The following is a 17,150-nucleotide window of genomic DNA, read 5'->3' as shown; positions in this document are numbered from 1 at the left end:
GTGCCCTTCGACATCGCCGCCCTCATCGGCTGCGGGGTGACCACCGGCCTCGGAGCCGCGCTCAACACGGCGGACCTGGAGGCCGGTTCGTCGGCCTCGGGCTCAGTGACCTTCACCGGCTCCGTACCCGTCGCGCTGTGGCGGGCGGCCCAGTTCTCCAGGGCCGTACGGCACGCGTGGTCGAGGTGGTGCAGGCCGGAGAGGTCCAGCTCGACCGGGCGGTCCTGCGGCAGGCTCTCCAGGCTGTCGAGGATCTTCGGCAGCCGCAGGAAGGTCGCGTTGCCCGACAGGTACGCCTGGATCGGGCCTGCGCCCTTGTCGATGATCTCCATCTTGACGTGCGAGGCCTCCCAGGCGGTCTTGACGACCGACAGGGCCAGACCGATGAGGACGCCCTCGAACATGTTCACCGCGACGATCGACACGGCGGTGACGATCAGGATGAGCGCCTCGCCCTTGTGGGCCCGCCACAGCGCCGTGATCTGGCCGAACGGGATCAGTTTCCAGCCGGCGTGCACGAGGATGCCGGCGAGGGCGGGGATCGGGATCAGGGCCAGGGCCCAGGGCATCGCGGCGGCGAACAGCAGCAGCCACACGCCGTGCAGCACCCGGGACGCCTTGGTCTTGGCGCCCGCGTTGACGTTGGCGGAGCTGCGCACGATGACGGCGGTCATCGGCAGCGCGCCGAGCAGACCGCACAGGGTGTTGCCCGCGCCCTGGGCGATCATCTCCTTGTTGTACTCGGTGCGCGGACCGTTGTGCAGCCGGTCCACGGCGGCCGCGCTGAACAGGCTCTCCGCGGAGGCGATCAGCGCGAAGGCGATGATGGTGCCCCAGATGGCCGGGTTCGCCAGTTCGCCGAAGGCCCCGGCCCCGGGCGGCTGGATGACGCCCAGCAGACCCTCCACCTGGACGGTGGCGACCGGCAGGCTGAAGGCGAGCGTGGCGACCGTGGCCAGGACGACCGCTGCGAGGGCGCCGGGCACGGTCTGGACCGCCTTGGGCATCTTCTTCCAGAACACGATGACGGCGATGGTGCCCGCGCCGATCGCCAGGGAGATCAGGGCCTTGGGGCTGCCGAGCGTGTCGGCGAACATCCCGGGCAGGCCGGCGATCTTGCCGAGTCCGGACTCCGGTGCCTTCAGGCCTGCCGCCGCATAGATCTGCCCGGCGATGATCACCAGGCCGATGCCGCAGAGCATGCCCTCGACGACGGATACGGATATCGCCCGGAACCAGCGGCCGATCCCCAGGAAGCCCATGGCGAGCTGGAGCAGGCCGGCGAGCAGCACGATCACGCCGAGCGTGGCCACGCCGAACTGGCTGACGGCCTCGAAGACCAACACGGTGAGCCCGGCGGCGGGACCGGACACCTGAAGGCTGCTGCCGCGCATCAGCCCGGTGACGAGCCCGCCCACGATGCCGGTGATGAGGCCCAGTTCGGCGGGGACACCGGAGGCGACCGCCACGCCGACGCACAGCGGGACCGCGACCAGGAAGACGACGATCGAGGCGAGGAAGTCCTGCTTCAGATGAGGGAACTTGGTCATGGTCGCCCTCACACCTTCTCGAAGGAGTCGGTGTCCGCGCGGTGTTCCCGCACGGTTCCGGTGTGCACCTCGTAGAACCAGGCGTGCAGCCGGAGCCGGCCGTCCGTCAGACGGCTCTCCACGCAGGGGAAGGAGCGCAGCCGCTCCACCTGGGCGAGGACGTGGTTCTGCACGGCTTCGGTGACCGTCTTGTCGGTCGGGTCCGCGCACTTGGGCTCGTCACAGGCGTGCGCCAGCCAGTCGCGCACGGCGGGCACGCCGGAGAGGTCGTCGCCGCGCACCACCGCGCCCACGGCGCCGCAGTGCGAGTGGCCGCAGACCACGATCTCCTTGACGCCGAGGACCTCCACGGCGTACTCGATCGTGGCCGCCTCCGAGGTGGGGTGCTCGAAGGAGTGCGGGGGAACGACGTTGCCCGCGGTGCGCAGCTCGAAGAGCTCGCCGGGACGGGCGCCCGTGATCAGGGCCGGTACGACCCTGGAGTCGGAGCAGGTGATGAACAGGACGTCGGGGGACTGGCCCTCGGCGAGGTGGGCGAACTCCTCAGGGCGCTGTCCGAAGGTGCGGGCGTTGTCGATGAGGGGTTGCATGAGTGTGGTGACTCCTCCTGGCGCGCAGTGGGGGCGCGTCGGACGGGCATGACAGAGGGTGGGGGGAACTGCGTTGCCGCTCAGCAGCGGAAGACCTGCAGTGCTGCCGGGGTGTGCGACGTCGAGGATCTCGACGCGCGGTGATGTGCGGCGCCGGGTCTGACCGGTTCCCGTTCCGTCGGCTGGATGTGCCGCCGCAAGGGCCGTTCGGGCGCCGAGGGCGCCGAATCGGCGGTGTGGGACCGGTCACGGGTCCGCAGGGGACCGGTCGGGTCCCCGTGGTGTCCGGCGCGACAGCCGGCCATCTCGTCGCGCAGAGCCTTCCCGGGTGACTTGTGTCCGGGACGCGAGGACTTGCCGGAAGGCTTGGTTCCGGGCTGAGTGTTGGCCTCGGTTTGACTGTGCGTGTGCGCGGATGCGAAGGACGCGGTCGGTGCGAAGAACTGAAGGGCGAGCAGGACGGCGGCGAGGAGCGAAACCACGGTCCGTGCCGTCGTACCTCGGTACATGCGCCCCCCTTCAGGTGCTGTCCACGTCTAGTGCGGACCAACGGATGGTCAACGGCTGGTCAAGAAACACGTTAACCCTGCAAGGTCGTTTGCAGGGTTAACTTAACGTTTCAAGCTGAAGAGAGCCTGAAAACCGCGGGTGGACTGGCTTGAACAGGCCCTTCCCCTCGGGCGGTTGGCACGGTATTGGGGGTTGTCGTTACCGGTGGTTCGCCAGCTTGGCCGCGTCGCGGGCGAGAGCGGTGAGCCGGGAGATGGCCCGGAAGTACTTCTTGCGGTAGCCGCCGTTCAGCATCTCGTCGCTGAACAGCTGGTCGAAGGGCATGCCGGAGGCCAGCACGGGCACCTCGCGGTCGTACAGCCGGTCCGCCAGGACGACCAGTCTGAGGGCCGTCGACTGGTCGGGAACCGGCCGCACACCGGTGAGGCACACGGCCCGGATCCCGTCGGTCAGAGCGCCGTACCGGCTGGGGTGGACGCGGGCCAGGTGCTCCAGGAGGGGCGAGAACGCGTCGAGGGAGGCGCCCTCGGTCGCGTGCGCCACCCCGGTCACCTCTTCGTCGGAGTACGGCGGCGGCGCCTCGGGCAGGCCGCGGTGCCGGTAGTCCTCACCGTCGATGCGCAGGGCCTGGAAGTGGGCCGAGAGGCCCTGGATCTCGCGCAGGAAGTCGGCCGCCGCGAACCGGCCCTCGCCGAGCTTGCCGGGCAGCGTGTTGGAGGTGGCGGCGAGGGCCACGCCCGCGTCGACCAGCTTGCCGAGCAGGGTGGACACCAGGACGGTGTCGCCCGGGTCGTCGAGCTCGAACTCGTCGATGCACAGCAGGCGGTGACCGGACAGCGTCCGGACGGTCTGCTGGAACCCGAGGGCACCGACCAGGTTGGTCAGCTCCACGAACGTGCCGAAGGCCTTCAGGCCGGGGTCGGCCGGGGCGGCGTGCCACAGGGACGCCAGCAGGTGGGTCTTGCCCACGCCGTAGCCGCCGTCGAGGTAGACGCCGCGCGGGCCGGCGGGCGCCTTCTTCGGCGCCTTGCCGAAACCGAACAGCCGCCGCTTGCCGGAGCCTTCTGCCGCCGGGCCGAGGCCCGCCGCGAAACCCTCCAGGACCCGGACCGCCTCGGTCTGGCTGGGCTGGTTCGGGTCGGGGATGTACGTGCTGAAGCGGACCGAGTCGAACCGCGGCGGCGGCACCATCTCGGCGACCAGCCGGTCCGCGGGGACGTGCGGCTCACGGGCGCACAGGGACAGCGGGGCCGGGTCGGTCATGGGGCCGCTTCCGGAGGAGGCCAGGGGAGAGGACACGGTTCACCATGCTACGGCGCGTGGAACACTGCACGGCATGCGACGTCTGTTCCCTGTGACCGATGAAACAGCAGCTCCGGCGGGTGGTGCGTCCGGCGGGGGCGCCGGGCGGGAGTGGAGCCTGGACGAGCTGGCCGCCGCGTACGCCTATCCCGGGCCGGGGCCCGGCGGCCCGGCGCCGTGGCTGCGCGCCAACATGGTGTCCACGCTGGACGGGGCCGCCCAGCACGAGGGCCGTTCGCAGCCCATCTCCAGCCCCACCGACATGCGGATCTTCGGCACGCTGCGGGCACTCGCGGACGTCGTGGTCGTCGGCGCGGAGACGGTACGCAAGGAGGGGTACCGGCCGGCACGCGCGCGTGCGGACTTCGCGGCGATGCGGGAGGCGGCCGGGCAGTCGCCCGCACCCGCGATCGCCGTGGTCACCGCCGGCCTCGACCTGGACTTCTCGCTGCCGCTGTTCACCTCTCCCCTGGTGCCCACCCTGATCCTCACGGGCGCCTCGGCCGACCCGGACCGGGTCGCCGCCGCCGAGCGGGCGGGCGCCCGGGTGGTGAATGCCGGAGACGGCATCGGCGTGGACCCCGCCCGCGCCGTCCGGGCGCTCACCGACCTCGGTCACACCCGGCTGCTCACCGAGGGCGGCCCGCGGCTGCTCGGGCAGATCGTCGCGGCCGGCGTGCTCGACGAGCTGTGCCTGACCGTCGCCCCGATGCTCACGGCGGGTGAGGCGCAGCGCATCGCCGGAGGACCCGGGGTCACCGTCCCGCACCGTTTCGGGCTGGTGTCGATGCTGGAGGAGGACGGCTTCCTGTTCACGCGGTACGCGCGGACCCGGCCGGCGTACTGAAACGCGGGGGCCGGGGTACAAGGTGTCGGCGGCCAGGAAGGCCGACCGGCCGGTACGTCCGGAAGCGGGGGGAAACACCGCCGTTGGTCCGTTCATCGGTGGAATATGCCGTTCCGTTTGAATTTCGAAGGGCACACTGGATCCGGCAGTACCCGTGCGAACGCGGGGCAGGATGGTTTCCGCAGGGCCCGGTGCGGCCCGCGAAGGAGTGGGGCCTCGGGCCCCGGAGCAGAAGGGGCGCCTGGTGTTCACGAGCGTATTGATGATCGAGAAGGCGCTGACGTCCGCCGACGTGGAGTTCGTCACCACCTTGCACGGGGAGGAGCAGGTCACCTTCCAGGTGCTGCTCCAGCCACGCGGTGAGCAGGCCGACCGCCTGCTGCGGGCCATCGACGACGTCGCGCTCGGCGAGCTCGACGAGGCCGTCCGCGAGGGCGAGACGCCCGAGGGGGAGGAGGCGCTGAGCGTGGGGCAGCGGGCGCTGGAGGTGTCACTCGCCGCGTTGCGTTCCTCGGGCAGCCCCGCCGAGGGGCGGCTGATCGAGGACCATCCGCTGGACGCGCTGAAGTCGCTGGTGGAGGAGGCCGGGGCCGACGAGGTCATCGTGCTGACCGATCCCCACTACGTGGAGGAGTTCTTCCACCGGGACTGGGCCTCCCGGGCCCGGCACAAGGTGGGGGTGCCGGTGCTGAAGCTGTTCTCGCACAGCAAGGCGTAGGGGCGGATCGCGGGGTTCGCCCGGTGCGGGCCGTTCGTGGCCGCTCGCGCCCACACGGCGGAGCCGTACATCGATACAGCCCCGCGCCCCTGATGGGCAGGCCGGCCCTGCGCACGCAATAGGCTTGGCCCCGCTAACCCTCGTCACCCGAACTTGGAGACACGCATGGCAGCCGGCCTTCCTCCCGCCATGGACCGACCGCACTTCATCGGGATCGGTGGGGCCGGAATGTCGGGGATCGCGAAGATCCTCGCGCAGCGCGGGGCCGTCGTGGCCGGCAGCGACGCCAAGGAGTCGGCCACGGCCGAGGCGCTGCGGGCGCTGGGGGCGACCGTGCACATCGGGCACGCCGCGGAGCACCTCGCCGACGACGCCAGCTGTGTGGTCGTGTCGTCGGCGATCCGGCAGGACAACCCCGAGCTGGCCCGCGCGGCCGAGCTGGGCGTCCCCGTCGTCCACCGGTCCGACGCGCTCGCCGCGCTGATGGACGGGCTGCGGCCGATCGCCGTCGCCGGTACGCACGGCAAGACGACCACGACGTCGATGCTGGCCGTGGCGCTGAGCGAGCTGGGCCTGAAGCCCTCGTACGCGATCGGCGGGGACCTGGACGCGCCGGGCTCCAACGCGCTGCACGGCGAAGGCGAGATCTTCGTCGCCGAGGCGGACGAATCGGACCGCAGCTTCCACAAGTACGCCCCCGACGTCGCGATCATCCTGAACGTCGAACTCGACCACCACGCCAACTACGCGTCGATGGACGAGATCTACGCCTCGTTCGAGACGTTCGTGGACCGCATCACCGACGGCGGCACGCTGGTGATCGCCGCCGACCACGACGGCGCCCGGGAGCTGACCCGCCGCGTCGCCGGGCGCGGCGTGCGCGTGGTGACGTACGGCGAGTCCGAGGACGCGAGCGTGCGCATCCTGTCGGTCGTTCCGCAGGGACTGAAGAGCGAGGTCACCGTGGTGCTGGAGGGACAGGAGCTGACCTTCGCGGTCTCCGTCCCCGGCCGGCACTACGCGCACAACGCGGTCGCCGCGCTGGCGGCGGGCGTGGCCCTCGGCGTCCCCGCGGCCGAGCTGGCCCCGGCGATCGCCGCCTACACGGGCGTGAAACGGCGGCTCCAGCTGAAGGGCGAGGCCGCGGGCGTGCAGGTCATCGACTCCTACGCGCACCACCCCACCGAGATGACCGCCGACCTGGAGGCCATGCGCGCCGCGGCCGGTGACGCCCGGATCCTGGTCGTCTTCCAGCCCCACCTCTTCTCGCGGACCCAGGAGCTCGGCAAGGAGATGGGCCAGTCCCTGGCCCTCGCGGACGCCTCCGTCGTGCTGGACATCTACCCGGCGCGCGAGGACCCGATCCCCGGCGTGACGAGCGAGCTGATCATCGAGGCGGCCCGGGCGGCGGGCGCGGACGTGACGCCGGTGCACGACAAGGCGGACGTCCCGTCGGTCGTCGCGGGAATGGCGAAGCCGGGTGATCTCGTTCTCACCATGGGAGCGGGCGACGTCACCGACCTCGGCCCGCAGATCCTGGACCGTCTGTCGAACTGAGGGGCTGGAAGCTCATGGCGTACGACGTCGAGAAGCCGGACGAGCAGTGGCGCGCGGAGCTGAGCCCGGGCGAGTACGCGGTCCTGCGGCAGGCGGCCACCGAGCCGGCCTTCACCGGTGAGTACACCGACACCAAGACCCGGGGCGTCTACTCCTGCCGGGCCTGCGGCGCGGACCTGTTCACCTCGGAGACCAAGTTCGAGTCGCACTGCGGCTGGCCGTCCTTCTTCGACCCCAAGGACACCGACGCGGTGGAGCTGATCGAGGACCGGTCGCACGGCATGGTGCGGACCGAGGTGCGGTGCGCCCGGTGCGGCTCGCACCTCGGGCACGTGTTCGCGGGCGAGGGGTATCCGACGCCCACGGACCAGCGCTACTGCATCAACTCCATCGCCCTGCGGCTGGCCCCCGAGCAGGGCTGAGGCCGGCTTCAGCGGATCCGGCACTCCTGCTGGGTGAGGCGCTTGGTGTCCCCCGCGGTGCGCCTGCACAGCACCCGGGGTTCGGAGGTGCCGTCATGGGCACGGCGGACCTCCTTCAGGACGATGCTGTGGCCCGTGCGGTCGCCGTAGAGCGGGGCGCCGGTGAAGTCGATGGTGCCGGTGGCCATGCCCTCGATCTTGACGCTGCGCAGGTTCACCCAGGTCGAGGCGCGGCTCTGCGGCCGGTCGCCGCGGGTGGCCGCCCAGAACAGGGCGCGGGTCGCGTCGTGGGCGAGGGCGGTCTGGCCGCTGGCCAGGGCCGGGCTGCCGGAGTGCAGGCGCCGGCCCCGCAGCCCCGGCAGGTGCTGGGCGGCGTCCTGGTAGAAGGCCGTGCCGGTGGCGGCCTTCTCCAGCTCCGCGAGGGCCGCGTGGTACAGGGTGACCTCCGGCGCGACGGAGTGGCCGCCGCCGGCGAAGTCGGCCTTGGACAGGTCGTCGCCGGTGAGGATGGCCAGCGGTTTCCCGGCGCAGCCCGGTTCGGTGCCCAGCTGGGTCATCAGGGGGTCGATGTCCTCCACCCGGCCCGCGAAGTAGATCACGGACGGGATCCGGCCGCCCCGGCAGATCTCCTGGGCGTGCGAACGGAGTTCGGGCTTGCCGCCGCTGAGGGTGTAGCGGCGCTGCGGCAGCGGGGTGAAGCCCTGGCGTCCCAGCATCCCCTGGCCGTAGCGCGCCTGCTCGTCGGTGTAGAGGTCGTCGGTCCTCGCCGTGTCACGGGCCAGGACGAGGGCGTACTGCCGCCGGTCCGGTCTGCGCAACTGGGCGGCGATCAGGCCGAGTTGCTTCGTCTGCCACTCGTCCGTGGCGGCCAGGCTGAACCAGTTGGCGAACTCGCGGGGCAGGTAGGTGGCGGAGTTCGTGCCCGAGACGACCGGCAGGCCGGCTTCCATCAGGGTGCGGGTCGTCGCCCGGCTCGACTTCAGGTCGCGGCCGGTGCCGACGACCCCCACCACGGTCGGGTCGTGGGCGGCGTACGCGGCGATGGCCTTCGCCATCTCCTCCTGGTGGCCCAGGTCCACGCCGCCGTTGGCGATCAGGACGCGCAGCTTCACGCTGGAGTTCTCGTTGATGACGGCCTGCGCCAGATACACGCCGGCCAGTTCCTCGGCGCCCTTCACCAGGGAGGAGCCGGCCGAGGTGTCGGCGCTGAGCGGCCCGGCGTAGACGACGGTGACGTACTTCCCGGCGTGCCGCGCGACGACGTCGGCGTTCTGCCGGGATATGCGGTCCTCCAGGTCGGCCACCGTCCAGGGCGTCTCGTCGCCGGCCGTGAGCGCCCTGACGCCGTCCTCGCCGCGCTCGGGCGCGGGCAGCCAGTCGGCGAAGCGGACCTCGTCCGTCGCCACGCCGATGCACTCCGTGCGGCCGTCGGGTCCCTGCTCGCGCCGGGAGTCGCGGTTGGCGGTGAGCACCGACGCCGAGCAGTAGCGGTCGTTCAGGGAGTCGGCCCGCATGACGGTCCCCGCGGACAGCAGGGCGATCACCAGGACCAGGGTGTGCAGGGCCCACACCAGCCGGGCGAGCGTCGGCCGCGCGGAGGCACGCAGATGGTGGCGGCCCTCCTCGACCGGGCCCAGCTGGTCGTGCGGCAGCGGGATCTTCATCACCCACGGCAGGACGGAGCGTTCCCGGCTGGGTGACTGCTCGGCGCGCAGGTTGCGGCCCCACTCCCGGTACCAGGTGCGCAGCCGGACGCCGAACGTGGGCGGCGCCGTCTCCGGGGCGGGGGCCGTCCGGACGACGCTGCGCTCCAGGCGCGGCACGTCGTCCGTGCGCACCGCGGCGACCACGAGCAGCGGGTCGAGCTCGCTGCGCCGGCTGCGGACGTCGCTGACGGCCCGGATCAGCTCGATGCCGCCGTTGCGGTCGTCCGCGTGCGGCAGGAACAGCATCGGCGGCCGCGGCCGTTTGAAGCCGCGCAGGTCCCAGCTCCAGCGGCGGTGGTTGTCCCGCAGGTCCTCGCGCAGCGCCAGCACGCACAACTGGAGGTGGAAGTCGCCGCCCGCCCTGAGCGCCTCGGCCACGTCGTAGGCCCGGGCCGCGATCGCCTTCCAGGAGCGCACCGGCCGCAGCAGCGACACCTCGGTGGACTCCTCATGGTCCGCCGCCCGCAGGAACGTCGTCGTCATGAACCAGCGGCTCTCCCGGCGCAGCCACAGGAAGATCGGGGCCCGGCCCGGCAGGACGTAGTTGAGGACGGTCAGCAGCAGCAGGAAGACCAGCCCGGCGCCCACCGCCACGTACCACTCGCTGCGGGCGAGGAGCGCGGCGAGCACGGTCACGAGGCTCGCCGGAAGGATGTGCGCCATGTCGAACAGCGGCAGGCCCGAACGCCAGCGGGCGGTGTTCTTCGGCCGCCAGCTCTGCTGCGCCAGCTCGTTGAGCAGTCGCTGCCGCTGGTCCTGCCCGGCCTCGGGGCTGCCCGGGGCGGGCGCCGGCCAGCTGTCGCCGAGGGCCGCGACGGCGTCGTCGATGGCGTGCACCAGCCGCAGCCGGGGGAAGGCGTAGCGCCGGTAGACCGCCTTCGGGCCGCCCCACCTGCGCGGGTCGCTCAGCGCCCGCACCAGGGCGGCGGCCCTGCGCACCTCCGTGCTGCCCTCGTAGGAGTCCTGGACCACCGCGCAGCGCGTGCCGTGCGCCTCCTGGCCCGCGTACAGCTGCCGGACCAGCCCGGCCACCGCGTCGTCGTCCCCGTCCTCCTGCGCGTGCACGACGAACACCGGCATCGGCGGTTCGGTGCTCCGGCGGAAGTCCTGGATGAGGATCTCGAGCTGGTTCTGGAGGTGGCGCCCGGCGTCGCTCTCCGGCATGCCGTCATGGCCCCCAGGGCAGTCGGGCGGCGTGCGATCGGCGTTCACCATGGGCAACCCCCGTTTACCTTCGGTGACTTACGAGGTTAACCGGTGCCGATGGGGTGCGAGTGGGTGATGCACGAACTCTTGTTCCGCCCGGGGCGTTGACGCCGCCGGCCCGGATCGCCACACTGGCTGACTACGTAGTCAAGCAAGGCCTTTCCCCAGGCGCCTGGGCCTTTCCTCAGGCACCTGCATGCATGACTACGTAGTCATCTCGCCCGATCCCTGGGAGCCCTCATGACGACGACCGGAGCCGCCGGTGGGCGACGCCGCCGCGGGCCGGGCATGACGGAGGTCGCCCGGGCCGCCGGGGTGTCGCAGAAGACCGTCTCGCGGGTCGTCAACGGCGAACCGCACGTCAGCCCCGAGGTGCGCGACCGCGTGCTGAAGGCCGTCCGCGACCTGGACTACCGTCCCAACACCGCGGCACGGGCCCTGCTCCTGGGCCGCTACCGGCGCATCGGCGTGGTCTCCCTGGGCAGTTCCCTCTACGGTCCCTCGACGCTGCTCATCGCCCTGGAGCGGGCGATGCAGCGGGCCGGCTACTCCGTGGCCCTCGCCAGCACCCTGGAGGGGCAGCGGGTCTCGGTCGCCGTGGACGCGCTGCTGGAGCAGGGCGTGGACGGGATCGTGCTGTCCGAGCCGATCGACGACGGCCCCCCGCTGCGGCTCACCGCGGACGTGCCCGTCGTCAGCCTCGGGGAAGGCGTCGAACTGGAGCCGGGCGCCGGGGCGCTGGTCGGTGCCGACGGGGTCGCGGCGGCCCGGCTCGCCACCGAGCACCTGCTGTCCCTCGGTCACCGCACCGTCTGGCACATACCCGGCCCGCAGGACTGGTGGGCCGCCCGTGACCGGCTGCGCGGCTGGCGCGAGGCCCTCGCCACCGCCGGTGCGTCCGAGCCGCCGCTGCCGTCACCGGGCGACTGGAGCCCGGCCTCCGGGTACGCCGCCGGACGACAGCTCGCCCGACTCGCGGATGTCACGGCCGTGTTCGCCGCCAACGACGACATGGCCATCGGCGCCCTGCGCGCCTTCGCCGAAGCGGGCCGCGCCGTCCCCGAAGAGGTGAGCGTCGTCGGCTACGACGACATCCCCGCCGCCGCCTACCTCGCCCCGCCGCTGACCACCGTCCGGCAGAACTTCGCCGCCGTCGCCGACCGCGCCGTCGACGTACTGATCGCCCTGATCGAGGGCCGCCCCGCACCGGCCGGACCGGCCGGGCGGGCGGCCGAGCTGACCGTACGGGCCTCCACCGGGCCGGTACGCGAACCGGACTCCGCCCGCCCCCGCCCGTAGCCGACCACGTGAGGAGTCACGTGTCGTACCTCCCGGCAGCACCATCCCCGCCCACCCGCCGCGCCCTGCTGCGTGGTGCCCTCGGCCTCGGCACGGCCGCCGCGCTCTCCGCCTGCGGCGGCGCCGACGCCACGCCCCGCACCTCCGGCGACGTCACCCTCGGCCTGTGGACCCACGACCCGGGCTACGAGGCGTTCTTCGAGAAGGGAGTGCCGGAGGCCGACCGGGCCGGCGACTTCCGCTACCACCTGAAGGTCACCCGAGCCGGCGCCCCGGACATCGTCACCAAGCTGCTCGCCCAGGCCGTCGCCGGGCGCGGCACCCCCGACCTCGTCGGCTTCGAGATCGGCAGCTTCCCGCGCATGCTGCGCGGCGACATCGCCGAACGGCTGCTGCACGACCTCACGCCCGACATCGAGGCCGTGCCCGGGCTGAAGGAGGACCTGCTGCCGGCCCGCACCGCCCCGTACAGCAGGGACGGCCGCATCTACGCCTTCGACTCGGACACCCCGATGGTCGTGTACTTCCACCGCACGGACCTCTTCGAGAAGTACGGCCTGTCCGAGGACATCGGCACGTGGGAGGAGTTCGCCGAGGCCGGCGCGCGGGTCCACCGGGACCACGGGGCCTCGATGTGCGTCGTCTCCACGGTCGGCAGCGACCCGAACCAGGTCGTGCAGTCCTTCCAGATGCTGCTCTACCAGCGCGGCGGCGCCTTCTTCGACGCCGCCGGGACGCTGGTCCTGGACTCGCCGGAGGCCGAGGAGGCGCTGCGGTTCCTCTGCGAGGGGCTGCGCAGCGGCTTCGTGGCGGAGGTCTCCGACTACTACGGAGCCGGCATGCAGACCGCACTGAAGACGGGCCGGGTCATCGGACTGCCCATGGCCATCTGGTACAAGAACTACGGCCTGGTGGCCAACGTGCCCGAGCAGAAGGGCGCGTGGCGGGTGCGGGCGCTGCCGCGGTTCGCGGGGGGCGGCGGGGTGACCGCCGCGCTCGGCGGCACCGGCTTCGGCGTCGTCGAGGGGAAGGCCAACACCCGGGCGGCGACGGAGTTCCTCTTCAGGACCTGGCTCACTCATGAGGGCCAGGTGCGGCGGTTCACCGAGACCGGATACCTGCCCACGCGGCGGTCGGTGTACGACGATCCGCGACTGGGCGCCTACGAGGACGAGTTCTGCGGCGGGCAGCGGCTGTTCGGGCTGTACCGCTCGCTGCTGCCGGACGTGCCGCCGTTTCACCAGAGCCCCGACCAGTCGATTCTCTACGACGTGCTCGGGGGGAATCTGCTGCGGGCCTATCACGGGGATCTGTCGCCCCGGCAGGCGCTGGAGCAGACGGCTGCGGATTTTCGTGACCAGGCCGGGCGGTGATTCGTCTGCGGCCTGGTTGTGGCTTGTCGCGCCCCGCGGCGGAGCCGCAAGTCGATTCAGCCCCGCGCCCCTGAGGGCGCCCACCGACTCGGGGGAATGGGAGTAGACCCACATGACCACCACCGTTGCCGGGCCGACCGGTTCCGCCCGCGCGCGCAGCGCCACGAAAGGTGAGGCGCGACGCCCCCGCCGGTCCTGGGCGCCCTACCTCTTCATCTCGCCCTTCTACCTCCTCTACGTCCTGTTCATGCTGGTCCCCGTCGGGGTCTCGCTGTGGCTGAGTCTCACCGAGTGGGTCGGGCTCGGGCCGCCGCGCTGGGTCGGGCTGCGCAACTACCGGCTGCTCGCCACCGACATCAGCTTCCACCGGGCCCTCGGCAACACCGGCGTGTTCGTACTGGTCGCCCTCTGTCTGGTCGTGCCGCTCGCCCTGCTGATCGCCCAGGCGCTCAACACCCGCGGCCTGCGCGTACGCGACCTGTGGCGGACCGCCTACTTCGTGCCGATCGTGGTCTCCCCGATCCTCGTCGCGCTCATCTTCGGCCTGGTCTTCGACCGGCAGTTCGGACTGGCCAACGCCGTGCTGCGCGCCCTGTTCGGCACCGGCGGCGTCGACTGGCTCGGCGACCCCGACCTGGCCAGGGTGAGCATCGCCCTGGTGATGCTGTGGCGCTGGACCGGCTACCTCACCGTCTTCTTCCTCGCCGGGCTGCAGAACGTGCCCCGGGAGCTCTACGAGGCCGCCGCCCTGGACGGGGCCGGGCGGCTGCGCACCTTCACCACCGTCACCCTGCCCGCGCTGAAGCCCGTGACGGCGTTCGTCGTCGTCACCTCCTTCATCGGCGCGGCCCAGATCTTCGAAGAGCCGTACCTGCTGACCGGCGGCGGACCGGCCGAGTCCACCCTCTCGGTGACCATGTTCATCTACCGGGCCGCCTTCCAGCGCCAGCAGTTCGGTTACGCCGCCGCGGCGGCCGTCGTGCTGTTCGTCCTGGTCTTCGGGCTCAGCCGGCTCTTCAACCGTCTCCTCGGCATCGGGAGGGCCGCCTCGTGACACGCGCCCGGATGCCGCTCTACGTCTTCCTGGTCCTGCTGTTCGTGGGCTTCCTCGCCCCGCTGGTGTGGGCGCTGAGCGGCTCGTTCAAACCGCGCGGCGAGATCTTCGGCTACCCTCCGGAACTCGTCCCGGACCCCTTCACCCTGGACAACTACCGCACCCTGCTCACCGAGCAGCCCTTCGGCCGCTGGTTCCTGATGAGCACCGTGGTGGCCGTCGTCGCCACCCTCGTGTCCGTCTTCGTGTGCGCGCTCGCCGGGTACGCCTTCGCCAAGTTCCGCTTCGCGGGCCGGCGGCTGCTGTTCAACGTCATGTTCAGCTCGCTGTCGATACCGTTCGCGGTGATTCTCGTGCCGCTGTTCGTGATCCTGGTGAAGACCGGGCTCGGCAGCCCCTGGTTCGCGCTGATCGTGCCCTGGGTGGCGCCCGCGTTCGGGATCTTCATGATGCAGCAGTACATCGTGCAGTCCGTCCCGGACTCGGTGCTGGAGGCCGCCCGGATCGACGGGGCGAGCGAGTTCGGCATCTTCCGGACCATCGTGCTGCCCCTGCTGCGGCCCTCGCTGGGTGCGCTCGGCGTCTGGCAGTTCCTCCAGAGCTACAACAGCTTCCTGTGGCCGCTGGTGCTGGTCTCCGACAGCTCCCAGTACACCCTGCCGCTGGGTCTCCAGACCCTGTTCGTGTCCGAGCAGCGGCAGTACGACCTCGTGCTCGCCGGAGCGGTCCTCGCCGTCCTGCCCGCCGTCGCCCTCTTCGTGCTGCTGCGCAAACAGCTCCTCGAAGGACTGTCCACGGGAGCGGTCAAGGGCTGAACCACCCCCACGTCGCGACTAGGAGAAGCATGTTCGAGCTGCCCCGGCGGGTCCTGTTCGGTGCCGCCTACTACCACGAGTACCAGCCGTACGACCGACTCAAGGACGACCTCGACCTGATGGCCGAGGCCCGCTTCACCGTCATCCGGGTCGGGGAGTCCGTCTGGTCCACCTGGGAGCCCGAGAACGGGCGCTTCGACCTCGACTGGCTCCAGCCGGTCCTGGACGGGGCCCACGAGCGGGGCATCTCCGTGATCCTCGGGACGCCGACGTACGCGGTGCCGCCCTGGCTGGCCCGGCAGTACCCGGAGATCGCGGGCGAGTCCCGCACGGGCGAGCGCATCGGCTGGGGCGCCCGGCAGGAGGTGGACTTCACCCACCCGGCGTTCCGCTTCCACGCCGAACGGATCATCCGCAAGGTCGCCGAGCGGTACGCCGGCCACCCCGCGGTCATCGGCTGGCAGGTCGACAACGAACCCGGCCTGCACCTCTTCCACAACCACGGCGTCTTCCAGCGCTTCACCGACGAACTGCGCGAGCGCTACGGCGACGTGGAGACCCTCAACCGCGAGTGGGGCCTGGTCTACTGGTCGCACCGGCTGTCCACCTGGGCCGACCTGTGGACCCCGGACGGCAACGCCCAGCCGCAGTACGACCTCGCCTGGCGGCGCTTCCAGGCCCGGCTCACCACCGAGTTCATCGCCTGGCAGGCCGGCATCGTGCGCGAGTACGCCCGCCCCGGCCAGTTCGTCACGACGTGCATCTCCTACGACCGCCGGGGCGTCGAGGACGACCGGCTCACCGAGCACCTGGACGTCACGGCGGGCAACCCGTACTACACGATGCAGGACGCCCTCGCCCTGCCGGACACCGGCACCGGCGGGCAGGACTGGACGACCAACGGCACCTGGGCGCTGTACCGCAGCGCCGACCGCATGTACTCCTCCCGCCAGGAGCCGTTCCTGGTCACCGAGACCGACGCGCAGGCCATCGGCGGGCCGTGGGACAACCGGCCCGCCTACGACGGGCAGTGGCGCCAGGCCGCCTGGGCACTGATCTCCCGGGGCGCCTCGATGATCGAGTACTGGCACTGGCACACCCTGCACTTCGGTGCCGAGACCTACTGGGGCGGCGTCCTCCCGCACAACGGCCGCCCCGGCCGCGTCTACCGCGAACTGGCGGCTCTGGGAGCGGAGCTGGAGCGGGCCGGGGACCTCGCCGCGTCCCTCACCCCGGACGCCGACGTGGCCTTCCTGTACGACGGGCCGAGCAAGTGGGCGCTCCAGGGGCAGCCACCGCTCGCCGCGGCGGACGGAGGCCCGGACGGGCGCTCGTACGAGAGGATCTTCGACGCGTTCTACCGGGGCGCGTTCGACGCGGGGCTCCAGGCGCGCGTCCTGCACCCCGGGCAGCTCCCGGCCGCGGACCTGCCGTCCCTCCTGGTCGTCCCGGCCTACTACGCCGCCGACGACACCGTCCTCGACCGGCTCCGGGCCTACGCGGAGGCCGGCGGGCATCTCGTCCTCGGTCCGCGCACCGGCTACGGCGACACCGAGGCCCGGGCACGCACGGATCTCCAGCCCGGCCGGCTGGCCGAGGCGGCCGGGGTGACGTACGACGAGTTCAGCAACCTGCGCGACCCGCTGCCCGTCACCGGCACGGACGCGCTCCGCCTTCCGTCCGGCGCGCACGCCCTGCACTGGGCGGACGGGCTGTCGCCGCGCGGCGCCGAGACCCTGGCGTCCTACGAACACCCGCACTTCGGCCGCTGGCCCGCCGCCACGACCCACCGCCACGGCGCCGGGCGCATCACCTACGTCGGCACCGTCCCCGACCCGGTCTTCGCCCGGGCCCTGTTCGACCGGTACGCCCCGGACGGCGCCTGGCGCCCGGCCGAGGCGAGCGTCACCGCGACCTCGGCGACCGCCCGGGACGGCCGCAGGGTGCGCTTCCTGCACAACTGGTCGTGGGAGACGGTGTCCGTACCGGTGCCGACGGCCCTGCGGGACGTGCTGTCGGACGCCGTGTACGCCGACGCGGTGCCGCTCGGACCGTGGGACGTCAAGGTGCTGCGGGAGGAGTAGTACCGCCAACCAACCCCCGGGCCAGGGGAGTTCGGGCCGTCGGTTCGCCGGGCATCGTGTCGGGGGCGTGGCCGCGTCGTCCCGGAGGGGGCGGGACGCCACGATCCGACACGGGAA

12 protein-coding genes and 1 pseudogene are annotated in these 17,150 nt (G+C 72.0%); 9 read left to right on the top strand and 4 right to left on the bottom strand.

Annotation, left to right across the window (positions count from 1 at the left end; translation table 11 throughout):
* Window positions 1-488: 488 nt before the first annotated feature.
* From AB0E85_RS15900 to zapE, 3 genes and pseudogenes are all read right to left on the bottom strand, one after another.
* Window positions 489-1,550, bottom strand: a pseudogene (locus AB0E85_RS15900) (SulP family inorganic anion transporter); the annotation flags it as partial.
* A gap of 8 nt (window positions 1,551-1,558) precedes the next feature.
* Window positions 1,559-2,140, bottom strand: coding sequence for a carbonic anhydrase (locus AB0E85_RS15895; RefSeq protein ID WP_361926815.1), 582 nt, complete (start codon window positions 2,138-2,140; stop codon window positions 1,559-1,561).
* Window positions 2,141-2,848: 708 nt separating this feature from the next.
* Complete coding sequence (gene zapE, locus AB0E85_RS15890; RefSeq protein ID WP_361926812.1) at window positions 2,849-3,949, bottom strand: cell division protein ZapE; 1,101 nt, start codon at window positions 3,947-3,949, stop codon at window positions 2,849-2,851.
* Between the two features lie 37 nt (window positions 3,950-3,986).
* Here zapE and AB0E85_RS15885 point away from each other — a divergent pair, with 37 nt between their 5' ends.
* From AB0E85_RS15885 to msrB, 4 genes are all read left to right on the top strand, one after another.
* A complete protein-coding gene (locus AB0E85_RS15885) occupies window positions 3,987-4,799 on the top strand; it encodes a pyrimidine reductase family protein (RefSeq protein ID WP_361926809.1) in 813 nt (270 codons plus the stop codon).
* 244 nt (window positions 4,800-5,043) lie between these two features.
* On the top strand, window positions 5,044-5,517 hold the full coding sequence (locus AB0E85_RS15880) for an indole-3-glycerol phosphate synthase (protein WP_361926806.1): 474 nt from the start codon (window positions 5,044-5,046) through the stop codon (window positions 5,515-5,517).
* 165 nt (window positions 5,518-5,682) lie between these two features.
* Window positions 5,683-7,074, top strand: coding sequence for a UDP-N-acetylmuramate--L-alanine ligase (gene murC / locus AB0E85_RS15875; protein ID WP_361926803.1), 1,392 nt, complete (start codon window positions 5,683-5,685; stop codon window positions 7,072-7,074).
* 14 nt (window positions 7,075-7,088) lie between these two features.
* Window positions 7,089-7,496, top strand: coding sequence for a peptide-methionine (R)-S-oxide reductase MsrB (gene msrB, locus AB0E85_RS15870; RefSeq protein ID WP_161368065.1), 408 nt, complete (start codon window positions 7,089-7,091; stop codon window positions 7,494-7,496).
* 8 nt (window positions 7,497-7,504) lie between these two features.
* Here msrB and AB0E85_RS15865 read toward each other — a convergent pair whose 3' ends face one another.
* Window positions 7,505-10,366, bottom strand: coding sequence for an ABC transporter substrate-binding protein (locus AB0E85_RS15865; RefSeq protein WP_361926799.1), 2,862 nt, complete (start codon window positions 10,364-10,366; stop codon window positions 7,505-7,507).
* A 282-nt stretch (window positions 10,367-10,648) separates the two neighbouring features.
* Here AB0E85_RS15865 and AB0E85_RS15860 point away from each other — a divergent pair, with 282 nt between their 5' ends.
* From AB0E85_RS15860 to AB0E85_RS15840, 5 genes are all read left to right on the top strand, one after another.
* Window positions 10,649-11,707, top strand: a complete 1,059-nt coding sequence (locus AB0E85_RS15860) for a LacI family DNA-binding transcriptional regulator (RefSeq protein ID WP_361926797.1) — start codon at window positions 10,649-10,651, stop codon at window positions 11,705-11,707.
* A 20-nt stretch (window positions 11,708-11,727) separates the two neighbouring features.
* Window positions 11,728-13,080: an extracellular solute-binding protein gene (locus AB0E85_RS15855; RefSeq protein WP_361926795.1), complete on the top strand. Its 1,353-nt coding sequence runs from the start codon at window positions 11,728-11,730 to the stop codon at window positions 13,078-13,080.
* Between the two features lie 112 nt (window positions 13,081-13,192).
* A complete protein-coding gene (locus AB0E85_RS15850) occupies window positions 13,193-14,134 on the top strand; it encodes a sugar ABC transporter permease (protein ID WP_361926792.1) in 942 nt (313 codons plus the stop codon).
* Window positions 14,131-14,949 (top strand): carbohydrate ABC transporter permease, encoded by an 819-nt coding sequence (locus AB0E85_RS15845; RefSeq protein ID WP_361926790.1) that lies wholly within the window; start codon window positions 14,131-14,133, stop codon window positions 14,947-14,949. Before AB0E85_RS15850 ends, AB0E85_RS15845 begins: the two co-directional genes overlap by 4 nt.
* 29 nt (window positions 14,950-14,978) lie before the next feature.
* Window positions 14,979-17,033 carry a beta-galactosidase gene (locus AB0E85_RS15840; protein ID WP_361926787.1) on the top strand — a complete coding sequence of 685 codons (2,055 nt, stop codon included), beginning with the start codon at window positions 14,979-14,981 and terminating at the stop codon, window positions 17,031-17,033.
* Window positions 17,034-17,150: the final 117 nt, after the last annotated feature.

This window comes from Streptomyces sp. NPDC029044, from assembly GCF_040637495.1.
Lineage (GTDB): Bacteria > Actinomycetota > Actinomycetes > Streptomycetales > Streptomycetaceae > Streptomyces.
Note: the sequence above shows the minus strand (reverse complement) of the source record. Positions and strands in the feature narration are given on the sequence as shown.

What these genes read in the sequence shown, in the direction of transcription:
- murC (WP_361926803.1), top strand. Translation starts at nt 5,683, where the DNA reads ATGGCAGCCGGCCTTCCTCCCGCCATGGACCGACCGCACTTCATCGGG.
- AB0E85_RS15840 (WP_361926787.1), top strand. Translation starts at nt 14,979, where the DNA reads ATGTTCGAGCTGCCCCGGCGGGTCCTGTTCGGTGCCGCCTACTACCAC.
- msrB (WP_161368065.1), top strand. Translation starts at nt 7,089, where the DNA reads ATGGCGTACGACGTCGAGAAGCCGGACGAGCAGTGGCGCGCGGAGCTG.
- AB0E85_RS15865 (WP_361926799.1), bottom strand. Translation starts at nt 10,366, where the DNA reads ATGCCGGAGAGCGACGCCGGGCGCCACCTCCAGAACCAGCTCGAGATC.
- AB0E85_RS15885 (WP_361926809.1), top strand. Translation starts at nt 3,987, where the DNA reads ATGCGACGTCTGTTCCCTGTGACCGATGAAACAGCAGCTCCGGCGGGT.
- AB0E85_RS15860 (WP_361926797.1), top strand. Translation starts at nt 10,649, where the DNA reads ATGACGACGACCGGAGCCGCCGGTGGGCGACGCCGCCGCGGGCCGGGC.
- AB0E85_RS15895 (WP_361926815.1), bottom strand. Translation starts at nt 2,140, where the DNA reads ATGCAACCCCTCATCGACAACGCCCGCACCTTCGGACAGCGCCCTGAG.
- AB0E85_RS15850 (WP_361926792.1), top strand. Translation starts at nt 13,193, where the DNA reads ATGACCACCACCGTTGCCGGGCCGACCGGTTCCGCCCGCGCGCGCAGC.